The sequence below is a fragment of the Archangium sp. genome (assembly GCF_036389735.1).
Taxonomy (GTDB): domain Bacteria; phylum Myxococcota; class Myxococcia; order Myxococcales; family Myxococcaceae; genus Archangium.
In genome coordinates this window covers 1-9,980 of record NZ_DASVWK010000953.1, presented here as the reverse complement: position 1 = coordinate 9,980, position 9,980 = coordinate 1, and the positions used below count along the sequence as shown (strand labels likewise).

The 9,980-nt window shown below is 68.9% G+C and carries 11 protein-coding genes; 7 read left to right on the top strand and 4 right to left on the bottom strand.

Annotated elements, in window-relative coordinates; translation table 11 throughout:
- The 4 genes from VF794_RS33945 to VF794_RS33930 form a co-directional block, all read right to left on the bottom strand.
- Positions 1 to 648 (bottom strand): hypothetical protein (locus tag VF794_RS33945; protein ID WP_331117270.1); only part of this gene is annotated, 648 nt, incomplete at its 3' end.
- A gap of 14 nt (positions 649 to 662) precedes the next feature.
- Complete coding sequence (locus tag VF794_RS33940) at positions 663 to 1,253, bottom strand: hypothetical protein (RefSeq protein WP_331117269.1); 591 nt, start codon at positions 1,251 to 1,253, stop codon at positions 663 to 665.
- Between the two features lie 296 nt (positions 1,254 to 1,549).
- On the bottom strand, positions 1,550 to 1,897 hold the full coding sequence (locus VF794_RS33935) for a zinc ribbon domain-containing protein (protein ID WP_331117268.1): 348 nt from the start codon (positions 1,895 to 1,897) through the stop codon (positions 1,550 to 1,552).
- 27 nt (positions 1,898 to 1,924) lie between these two features.
- Complete coding sequence (locus VF794_RS33930) at positions 1,925 to 3,148, bottom strand: hypothetical protein (protein WP_331117267.1); 1,224 nt, start codon at positions 3,146 to 3,148, stop codon at positions 1,925 to 1,927.
- A 251-nt stretch (positions 3,149 to 3,399) separates the two neighbouring features.
- Between VF794_RS33930 and VF794_RS33925 the strand changes: the two genes are divergently transcribed.
- From VF794_RS33925 to VF794_RS33895, 7 genes are all read left to right on the top strand, one after another.
- Entirely contained in the window at positions 3,400 to 3,819 is a 420-nt protein-coding gene (locus VF794_RS33925) for a transcriptional repressor (protein WP_331117271.1), read from the top strand.
- Positions 3,816 to 4,328 carry a TlpA disulfide reductase family protein gene (locus VF794_RS33920; RefSeq protein ID WP_331117266.1) on the top strand — a complete coding sequence of 171 codons (513 nt, stop codon included), beginning with the start codon at positions 3,816 to 3,818 and terminating at the stop codon, positions 4,326 to 4,328. Before VF794_RS33925 ends, VF794_RS33920 begins: the two co-directional genes overlap by 4 nt.
- A gap of 66 nt (positions 4,329 to 4,394) precedes the next feature.
- Entirely contained in the window at positions 4,395 to 4,670 is a 276-nt protein-coding gene (locus tag VF794_RS33915) for a septum formation initiator family protein (RefSeq protein WP_331117265.1), read from the top strand.
- 2 nt (positions 4,671 to 4,672) lie between these two features.
- A complete protein-coding gene (locus VF794_RS33910; RefSeq protein WP_331117264.1) occupies positions 4,673 to 6,841 on the top strand; it encodes a diguanylate cyclase in 2,169 nt (722 codons plus the stop codon).
- A 1-nt stretch (position 6,842) separates the two neighbouring features.
- The gene (locus VF794_RS33905) at positions 6,843 to 7,640 is read left to right on the top strand and encodes a class I SAM-dependent methyltransferase (RefSeq protein ID WP_414640997.1); all 798 of its coding nucleotides are present in this window, start codon (positions 6,843 to 6,845) and stop codon (positions 7,638 to 7,640) included.
- 266 nt (positions 7,641 to 7,906) lie between these two features.
- On the top strand, positions 7,907 to 8,737 hold the full coding sequence (locus VF794_RS33900) for an SH3 domain-containing protein (RefSeq protein WP_331117262.1): 831 nt from the start codon (positions 7,907 to 7,909) through the stop codon (positions 8,735 to 8,737).
- Positions 8,738 to 8,819: 82 nt separating this feature from the next.
- The gene (locus VF794_RS33895; protein ID WP_331117261.1) at positions 8,820 to 9,929 is read left to right on the top strand and encodes a 5'-nucleotidase; all 1,110 of its coding nucleotides are present in this window, start codon (positions 8,820 to 8,822) and stop codon (positions 9,927 to 9,929) included.
- The last annotated feature ends 51 nt before the right edge of the window (positions 9,930 to 9,980 follow it).

The following is a 9,980-nucleotide window of genomic DNA, read 5'->3' as shown; positions in this document are numbered from 1 at the left end:
GATCCACTCCTGGAGCACCTGTTGCCCTTGCAGCGAGCGGCTGATGCGCTCCGGCAGGCCCCAGGACATCTCCACCGCCGCCTCCGGCATGGACTCGAGCACCTTCTTCTGCTTGAGCGCCTCCTGGAAGCGCGCATGGAACTTGGCGATCCGCGGCGCTGGATCCTGCTCCAGCAGGTGCCGGTCCACCTCCGCCAGGAAGTCCTCCCGCGTCTTGCTCCTCGGCGGGAGCACCAGCACCACCGGCGCCCCCGGCGGCGCCCCCTCGATCTCCAGGTACACCCACGGCTGCGTGCGCGGCGAGTACAGCACGCGCTCGGCCATCACCCAGGCGGTGGGGAACTCCACCTTCAGGATGCGTACCTTGGTCCCCGCCGGCAGCAGCGTCTGCACCGGACCGGGGTTGATGGGGTTGCCCTTGGTGTCGTTGAGCAGCCGCACCTCCTCTGGCGGATAGGGCGTCAGCAGCCGCTTCGAGGCGTCTCCGAAGAAGGGCGTGAGGTAGCTGGAGACCTTCAGGTAGCGCACCGACGTCGGGCCGGTGCTCAAATCCTTCTCGAGCTTCTGCCGATCCTCCGGGCTGAGCAGGGACTGGCTCGCGCAGCCGGTGGCCAGCGCGAGCGCGATGAGGACGAGGAGTCGTTTCACGGGTGGACCTCGGGTCAGAAGGAGAGGGCGAAGGCGCGGGTGGTGATGGGCGGGGTGTCGCGTCCGCCCGACATGTCCGCCACCTGGACCGCGCGCTGGCGCGTGGCCTCCACGAGGCGGGGGCCGCCCGCCTTGCCCAGGGCGTCGATGCCCTGGATGACGTGCGAGATGAGCAGGGCGGCGCCTCCCAGCCCCCAGAACCAGCCTCCCACGGCGAGCTTGAAGACGCTGCTCACCACGATGATGGCCAGGTCCACGATGAGGAACAGGAGGAAGCCGTCCTTGTCCCTGGCGATCAGGTGGCCCGTGCCGAAGCCGATGAAGAGTCCCAGAATCAGCGCGAGCGCCTGGCGCACCTCGGCGTCCACGCCGCCGCCGGTGTCCAGGGGGAGGGGAGCGCCCATGAGGCCGAAGCGCATCGAGTCCGTGATGCGCAGCGCGGGCGTGATGGAGGGTTTGAAGGTCGCTGCCAGCTCCAGCCCGTCCAGCAGCCGCGCGTGGCGGCCTTCCATGGACCGGGCGAGGGAGATCGTCGGATCGGCGTGAGAGGCCGGCTCGGCGGGGGTGACGGAGAGCAACGACGCGAGCAACAGGGCTACGACCATCGGGCGCACCTCGGCGTTGAAACGCGTGAGGGGCCCTTGCTTAGCCTAGCGGGGGCTCGGCGTCAGCGACGCAGTGTCACCAGCGCGCTGGCGTTGTGCACCACAGCCCTTCACCGGGGGGCAGATGGGGCCGCGGCCATCGGGATCCGGAACCAGCAGGAAGCGGCCGTGACCGCGCGCGTCGGTCAACTCCGGATGGCCACAGAGGACACAACGACGGGGTGGGCGCTTGGAGGGAGGAAAGGGCACGTGGCCAGTCTCCCTCCCCTCCAGCACCCACGCGAATTTTCCGCCGCTCAGCTCTTGGTGCCGGCCGCCGCCGCCGCCGGGGCGCTCGCGGTGCTGGTACTGCTCGCGGAGCTGGTGCTGCTCGACCCCGAGTCAGACGAGCTGGCGGGCGTGCTGGACGAGGAGGCGCTGCTGCTGCTCGCACCGCCGCTGGAGCTCCCGTCCTTCTTGGTGGAGCTGTACAGGTCCGAGTACCAGCCGCCGCCCTTGAGGACGAAGCTGGAGCGGCTGACGACCTTGCTCAGCGTGCCCTGCGCGCCGCACGCGGTGCAGGACTCGGGAGTCGGGTCGCTCACCTTCTGGAGGACGTCGATCATCTTTCCACAGGACTGACAGGCGTATTCGTAGATGGGCATGACTCAGGCCTCTTCTTCTTCTTCTTCTCAGGTCGTGGAGTGGGGGGCTCTGGACGAGGTCCGCTTGCGCAGATCCTCGGCCAGTCCCAGACGCTCGAGGGCACGGAGCACGAGCTCGGACGGGGCGCCATGCTTGCGGCCCACCGCATCGGCGAGCGCGGGGACGCCCGTCGCCGCCGGCACCTCGTCGCGCACCAGCATTTCGAGCTCCCGGCGCAGCATGTCCGTGAACCGCTTCTTGATTCCCAGGTCCGCCAGGTACTTGTCTCGCCCGAGCAGATCCAACCGCTGGGTGAGGTGGCGCGAGGTGAGCGCCTCGCGGCGGAAGCGCTCGCGCACCTCCTCCACCTCCTGGGAGATGCCAGCCTTGCTCTCGAGCTGCTTCAGCTCGGAGGGGCTCAAGCCCAGCGCCCAGCCGACACGGCCGGCGGCACCCCGGTGCTCGGAGTAGGAGGAGAGGACGGCCTGGCGTTCACGGGAAATCACGGCATCCATCAACCCGTGATCCCCCAGCAATGCTTCCAGGTCCGTCAGCGCCAGGTCTCCCCGGGGGCCGTTGTACTGGCTGGCCAGCGAACCCAGCAGCGCGAAGCGGTGCTCGTGGGACTCCATCGCCGCTTCGAGGATCTCCCTGCCCGTGGTGCGCGTCAGCTCCTGGAAGCTCGTCTTGGGAGCGTCCAGGCGGGTGAAGCGCCCGCGCGGCTTGGGCAGATCCCTCTTGAGGAAGCTCGGCCCCTCGTCCTCGTAGCCCTCGTCGGACGGGGCCTCCTCGGGGATGGTGCGCTTGCGGGGGGCGATCCGCGACTGGATCGTCTCGCCCTTCGTCTTCGCGGAGCGCTCGGCCTTGGCGGGCACCGGCGCCGGGATGGCGGCCTTGGGGGCGGCCGGCGTGGCGAAGGAAGGCACCTCCGGGGCGGGAGGGGGCGCGGGCGGATGCTTCTCCTCGTGCACGCGGGCCAGCTCCTGCACCACCCCGTAGAAACCGACCTCCTGACGCTTCGCGGCGAGTTCCGGGGCCGTGCCCTTGAGCACGTCCACCACCGCGAAGGGCCCGAGCGGCCGGGCCTGGGGCTCGGTGTCGGTCAAGGTGCGCACACGGAAGTCGTCGGCCTCGGACAGCAGGGCGAGCGCTTCGCGCACCTCGGTGGGGGTTGCAGGCGACTTCGCGCGCCGGCAGTAGTCGGAGACGGCCACCGCCACGGGGGTGGGGACGTCATCGGGTTGCCGCTGTCTCTGCCAGGGAGTGTTCATAAAGTTGCGGAAAAATGCTCGTTTACGAGGCCGGGTGCCTCTATCTTTGCTGGCAGACGGGTGTCAATGAATCCGACGGGCCCCAATCTAAACAGCCAGGGACGGGTGCAAGTCGCGGTCGCGTCCGGGCAGGGGTTCGTGCGGCCGGGAAGTTCGACCGGTAGACACTCGGCGCACCGAGGGGCTCAAGGGCCTGCTCGGAAGGCAGGCGGGCCGTGAACCACGAGAAGGACGAAGTCCTCCAGCGCTACATGGCGCAGCACGGGCTGAAGAGCACGCGCCAGCGCAGCCTCATCATCGACACCTTCTTTTCCGTGGGCGGCCACCTGTCGGTCGAGGAACTGTGGAACAAGGTACGCCAGCAGGACACCAAGGTGTCGGTGGCCACGGTGTACCGGACGATGAAGCTGCTCAACGAGTGTGGTCTGGCCCACGCGCGCAACTTCGGCGACGGGCAGACGCGCTACGAGGCGGCCGCCGGGCGCGAGCACCATGATCACCTCATCTGTACCCACTGCGGCACCATCGTCGAGTTCGAGGACGACCGCATCGAGCAGATGCAGGACGCGGTGGCGCGCAAGCACGGCTTCAGGGTGACGTCGCACAAGATGGAGCTGTACGGGCTGTGCCGGAACTGTCAGCGCGGCCCGGTGGTCAAGAGCGAGGCATGAGGCGCGCGGCGCTCGTCCTGGGGTGCGCGCTGGTGCTGGCCGTGGGCGGGTGCCGCCGGGTCCCCGAGGCCCCCCAGGGGCCGTCTCCCTATCTGCGCTCGCTGCTGCTGCCCTCGGTGGGGCCCACGCGCTACGACTGGCGGGGGCTGAACGGGCGGGTGGTGCTGGTGTCCTTCTTCGCCACCTGGTGCTTCCCGTGCCTGGCGGAGCTGCCTACGCTGGAGGCGCTCCAGAAGGAGCATGGCCCCCAGGGCTTCCAGGTGGTTCTGGTGGGGTTGGATCTGGAGGGCGAGCGGGTGCTGGCCCCCTTCGCCGAGCAGTACGCCCTCAACTTCCCGGTGCTCGTATCGGACGAGCCCATGCAGCAGGGGCGGAGCGCCTTCGGGCTCATTCCGGCGCTGCCCGCCACCTTCCTATTGGACAAGGAGGGCAGGGTGGCCGGCGCGTGGCAGGGCATGGCCGGCCACGAGGATGTGTCCAAGGCCGTGACGACGCTGCTGCGGCGCTGAGGAGCGCTACAGGGCTGGAGCGGATTTCTTGCCGGGGGTGTCGCCGCTGGTACCTTCCGCGCACTCATGACGGTGCGGCGAAAGCTCCTGGGTGTAGCGGCGTGCGTGGCCGCGATCCTCACGCTGGTCTCGGTGGTGGACGCGAAGGGCTTCCGCCGCTACTTGCGCCTGCGCCACGACGTGGAAGTCATCCAGGAGCGCAACCGCGTGCTCTCCGAGCAGAACGACGCCCTCCTGCGAGAAATCAACGCGCTTCGCAATGACCCTGTCGCCCTCGAGCGCGCCGCGCGCGAGGAGCTCGGCTACATCAAGCCGGGCGAGCTCGTCTTCCATCTGGAGTAAACATGTCCGTGCTCTCGGCCGTTCCTCCAGTCTCCAAGCTGCTGCGCCCCGTGGTGCGGACCGTGCCCCCGGCCGCCGTGCTGGCCGCCTTCGCCCATCTGGCACGCGGCGGCTTCCGCGGCCTGCACACCCTTGGGTGGACGGAGGCTTGTCTCGTTCTCTTCCTGCTCGCGGGGCTCGGCGTGGTGGCCTGGCGGCGCTTCACCCGCGGCGCCGTGGGCGCCCCCCTCTACTTCCGCGATGACCTGGAGTTGGGCGGGGTGCTGATCGCCGCGTCCTTCATCGTGGTGGCCATCGCCGGTGGCGCGGTGTTCCCGCTCATCTACCTGCTCATGGCCTTCCTGGTGGCCTTCCTGCCGCGCAACACGGGCCTGGCCCTGCTCGGCGTGGCGCTGGCCTTCGACGCGCCCGTCACCCTCCAGGGCCAGGATCGCAGCATCACCTCCTTCCTCACCCACTCGCTCTTCCTCGCCCTCTTCGCTGGCCTGTACCAGTTGGTGCTCTCGGCCCGCATCGCCGCGGCCCGCCACGCGGAGAGCTCCGCGGTGGAGAAGCGCATCAAGGAGGTCGAGGAGCGCGCCCGCACCTTCCGCCTCGTCAGCTCCGGCTCCCACGACACCCCTCCCGACGTGAAGGACGAGGAGAAATGGCTGCTCGCCTCGGTGAAGGAGATCGAGGGCGCGGTGGGCGCCGGGCTGGAGATCGCCGAGACGGCCCTGCGCACCCACACCTGCGCGGCCTTCCTGCTCTCCTCGGATGACAAGGGGCTCAAGCTGTACGACTGCCGCAGCATGTCCGATCGCGTGCAGCGCGAGAGCTTCGCCGCGGGCGAGGGCATGCTGGGCGGGGTGCTGAAGCGCCGGGCCCCGGTGCGGATGCACTCGGCCCACGGGCTCAAGGGGATCACCTGGTACGACGGGGGCGCTCCGGCGGTGGGGGCCGTGCTGGCCGTGCCCATCATCGAGGGCGGCAGCGGGCTGGTGCGCGGGGTGCTGTTGGCGGATCGCCTCACGCACAACCCCTTCTCGGACGACGACGAGAAGCTCCTCACCACGATCGCCGCCGAGGTGCTGCGCTCCATCGAGGTGGAGCGGGTGATGACGTACATCCGCAAGACGCGCGACGAGAAGGACCGGTTCTTCCGCGCCATCGAGGAGCTCAACCGCGCCGGCAGCCCGGATCAGGTGTTCCTGGCGGTGCTGGAGAGCGCGCGGCAGCTCGCTGGGCTGGACTTCAGCGCGGTGACGATCGTCAACGAGGTGGACGGCAAGCGCGTCCACAAGGTGGCGCGGATGCTGGGCGTGGCGGCGCAGGGCAGCAAGGCGCTCGAGGGCCGCTCCTTCCCGGACAACAACGGGCTGGTGGCCAACGTGGTGCGCTACGGAGCGCCGCTGCCCGGGCGCGACCTGAAGGCGATGGATCGGCAGGTCATCTTCGACGAGGAGACGCAGATCCGTGGTCTGGGGGCGCTGAAGATCTTCCCACTCACGGCGGGGGACCGGATCCTCGGGACGCTGGTGGCGGGCTCGCGCCGCAAGGCCGCGCTGGATCATGACGTGCTGCGGATGTTGGAGGTCATCGCCATCCAGGCGGCGCAGGCGGTGCTGCGCGCCCAGCTCTACGAGCAGATGGAGCGGATGGCGACGACGGACGGCATGACGGGCCTGTACAACAACCGCACCTTCCAGTCGAAGGCGGACGAGATGCTGGCGCACTCGCGGCGGTACGGGCGCAAGTGCTCGCTGATGCTCACGGACGTGGACCACTTCAAGAGCGTGAACGACACCTATGGCCACCTGACGGGAGACCAGGTGCTCAAGGGGGTGGCGCGCATCCTGAAGGAGCATGCGCGGGACACGGACATCGTGGCGCGCTACGGCGGAGAGGAGTTCGCCATCCTCCTGCCCGAGACGGATGCCAAGGGGGCGAAGGTGATCGCCGAGCGGATCCGCGAGGCGATCAAGGCCGAGGTGTTCCAGACGGAGATGGGCCCGCTGAAGATAACGCTGTCGCTGGGAATCGCGACGGCGCCGGACCACGGCACGGACAAGCTGGTGCTGGTGGAGCAGGCGGACCAGTGCCTGTACTACGCGAAGCGGCACGGCCGGAACCAGTCGGTAACGGTGGCCGAGGCGCAGGGCGGAAGGAAGCTCCAGGCCGTCGAGGGCTGAGTTGAACGTGCGGAGCCGAGTTCCCCTCGCGGTGACGACGAGCGGCAAGCCGGAGGAAACACTGGTGACCCGGGCCCGCGAGGCCGCGCGCCAGTGGAACCTCCCATTCATCCCGCGCCGGAAGAAGGAACCCATCGGCCCCATGCTGGAGTCGGTGGCGGACGCCTTCATCGTCTTCGAGCGGGAGGGCGTCTCGCTGTGGGACCAGGAGGGCACGTTCAGCTTCAACCCGGGGATGGCGCACCTGCGGCGGCTGCGCATCCAGTCGGGGCAGCGGGATGACGCCTTCATCCGGGTGGCGGAGCTTCGCACGGGAGACCACGTGCTCGACTGCACGCTGGGGCTCGGGCAGGACGCGCTGGTGGCCTCGCTGGTGGTGGGGTCGGAGGGGAGGGTGGTGGCGTTGGAGAAGAGCCTCGCGCTGTACGCCGTCGTGTCCGAGGGCCTGAAGGCCTACGAGTACGGCCCGGACTCCCGCCACGTGGAGGCCCTGCACGCGGACGCGCACGAGTACCTGCGCTCCCTGCCCTCGGGTGCGTTCGACATCGTCTTCTTCGATCCGATGTTCGAGAAGCCCAAGAAATCCCAGCCGGGCTTCGAGATGCTGCGCCGGTTCGCCGAGCACGCGCCGCTCACCGCCGAGACGCTGGAGGAGGCCCGGCGCGTGGCAAAACGGTGGGTGGTGGTGAAGGGGGCGAAGTACTCGGAGGACTTGAAGAAGCTGGGACTCGAGGCCGAGCCGGGCTCGCGTTACACCTCGATGGTCTGGGGCCGCGTGCCAGCGACTTCGTCCGGGTAGTCGGCCACCGGGGCCGTGATGCGCACGCGCAGCGCCTGGAAGTCGTGCTGTCGCTGAACTCGAGCGGCGCACAAGGCGGTAATCTTGCGTCAAATGTCGCAGAACCGCTTTTCAAGGAAAAAATGATACTTCCATTTTCCTGGGAAAAGCTATCTATGGCTTCTTCAGAACCGCCCTGACTCCTGGGCTCCTCGACCTGTATCGCGTGAAAAGGGCTGTTCGACGCAGAGGTTTTCGCCGCGGTCCCCCCCCGACGTGAGGTGTGTATGAGCAAGCAGAGCGTGAGCGGTCATCCCTTGAAGTGGTTGGCTGTACTGGCCTTCGTGGCCGTGGGCTGCGGTGGCGGCCAGACGGCGGTGGAGAGTGTGGAGCTGAAGGGGGTGGACGAGGAGATCGGCGCCAGCGCGAACGCGCTGACTACGTGCGTCACCGCCAAGTCCCTCCTGACGACGACTGGGGATCTGAACCTGCGCACGGGCCCGGCGACGACCTACGGCGTCATCGTCACCATGCCGGCCAGCAGCGAGGTCATCGAGTGGGGCGGCGGCTGCCCCACCAACGGCTGGTACAAGGTGTACTACGGCGGCGTCACTGGCTGGGCCTCCGGCAGCTACCTCAACCTGGTGAAAAGCACCTCCACGGCGCGCGATGAGTCCATCGTCCGCGCTGAGGGCGTGGTGGGCTTCTCCTACTGGTGGGGCCACGGAGCCTGGAAGCCGGGCGCCGCCCCGGGCTCGTGCTCGGGTAGCTGCGGGAGCTGCACGCACTCCGGCTCGTACGGCGCTGACTGCTCCGGCTTCATCGCCAAGGCGTGGGTGGTGCCCAGCACCAACAACAACGTGGCGGTGGACTCACATCCCTACAGCACCGTCAGCTTCAACTCCGACAGCAGCCAGTGGTTCACCGTCTCCCGCGGCAGCGTGCTGAAGGCCGACGCGATGGTCTACAACGAAAACGGCGCTGGCCACATCTTCCTCTACGAGTCGGGTGATGGCTGGGGCTACATGAACGCCTACGAGTGCAAGGGCTGCTCGTACGGCTGCGTGTTCAACAACCGCAACGCCGGCACCGCCTACCACGCCATCCGTCACTACTAGTCCCTCCGCGGTTCGAGAGGGGCGGCCGGGTGGGTTCTGCCCGGCCGCGGTTGTCTTGGAGCGTCTGTCTTTCGAGGTTCTGATGAGAGTGCGATCGGCCCTGCTGGCCCTGCTGGTTCTGTTGATCAATCCCCTGGTTGCTGGCGCGGCGCCCCGGAAGGCGGTGCTCCTCTTCACCGGAGACAACGGAGGGGAGATCGCCCATTGTGGTTGCAGGCAGAGCCCGGCGGGCGGACTGGCCAGACGCAAGACGCTCTTCGCGCAGGAGCGCGCGAAGGGGAGTCCGGTGCTGGTGCTGGACGCGGGCAACGCGCTCTTCAAGTTCCCCCAGTCCGGAGGTGATCCGAACGCCCAGACGCGCGCGGAGCTGCTGCTCGAGCAGATGGATGCGATGGGTACCGCGGCCATGGCCGTGGGGGCTCGCGACCTGGTGCTCGGCACGGACTTCCTGAAGAAGGCCACCCGGAAGGCGAAGATGCGGTTGCTGTCGGCCAACCTGGTGGATGCGAAGGGCCAGCTGCTCTTCGCGGCCTCCTCGATGGTGACGGTGGAGGGGAGGAAGTTCGGCGTGGTGGGGCTGTCTCCCGAGGGCGAGGTGGCGTCGGGCGTGGTGGGGCGGCCCCCCGTGCCCGCGGCGCTCGCCGAGGCCCGCCGCCTGCGTGAGAAGGAGAAGGTGGAGGTGGTGGTGGTGCTGGCCGCGCTGCCGCTGGCGGAGGCCCAGGCGCTGGCGCGGGACGTGGGCGGCGCGGTGGACATCATCGTGCAGTCGCACGAGGGCCGCATTCCCGGGGTGGCGCAGCGCCACGGTTCCGTGACGCTCCTGCCCTCTGGCGAGCGCGGCAGGCAGGTGGGCCGCCTGGAGCTGTCCCTCGACGGCAAGGGGCCCTTCGTGGACCTCTCCGAGGCGGACCGGGCCCGGGAGGGCCTGAAGCTCCTGGACGAGAACATCCAGCGGGCCCGCGAGCGTCTGGCCGCGGCGAAGGACAAGGCCACCCGGAGTGCGCTCGAGGAGTCCCTCGCCGGCTTTCAGTCCCGGCGGCAGCAGCTCGTGGCCCAGGCCGAGGCGCGCCCGGAGGCGGCTGCCCGGACCCTGCTTCTGTCATTCGTCCAGCTTGGACCGGACGTGGCGGATGACCCGGAGTTGCAGAAGCGGGTGGAGCAGGTCGAGCCCCCGGGCTCCGTGCCTCATTGAGGCCGGTCCCATCCCGTGTTTCGCTGTATCAGCTGATATCCGCTGGAAGGG

Bases quoted from the DNA above. Each gene is read 5' to 3' on its own strand.
- VF794_RS33940 (WP_331117269.1), bottom strand. From the start codon at position 1,253: ATGGTCGTAGCCCTGTTGCTCGCGTCGTTGCTCTCCGTCACCCCCGCC.
- VF794_RS33935 (WP_331117268.1), bottom strand. From the start codon at position 1,897: ATGCCCATCTACGAATACGCCTGTCAGTCCTGTGGAAAGATGATCGAC.
- VF794_RS33930 (WP_331117267.1), bottom strand. From the start codon at position 3,148: ATGAACACTCCCTGGCAGAGACAGCGGCAACCCGATGACGTCCCCACC.
- VF794_RS33925 (WP_331117271.1), top strand. From the start codon at position 3,400: ATGGCGCAGCACGGGCTGAAGAGCACGCGCCAGCGCAGCCTCATCATC.
- VF794_RS33920 (WP_331117266.1), top strand. From the start codon at position 3,816: ATGAGGCGCGCGGCGCTCGTCCTGGGGTGCGCGCTGGTGCTGGCCGTG.
- VF794_RS33915 (WP_331117265.1), top strand. From the start codon at position 4,395: ATGACGGTGCGGCGAAAGCTCCTGGGTGTAGCGGCGTGCGTGGCCGCG.
- VF794_RS33910 (WP_331117264.1), top strand. From the start codon at position 4,673: ATGTCCGTGCTCTCGGCCGTTCCTCCAGTCTCCAAGCTGCTGCGCCCC.
- VF794_RS33900 (WP_331117262.1), top strand. From the start codon at position 7,907: ATGAGCAAGCAGAGCGTGAGCGGTCATCCCTTGAAGTGGTTGGCTGTA.
- VF794_RS33895 (WP_331117261.1), top strand. From the start codon at position 8,820: ATGAGAGTGCGATCGGCCCTGCTGGCCCTGCTGGTTCTGTTGATCAAT.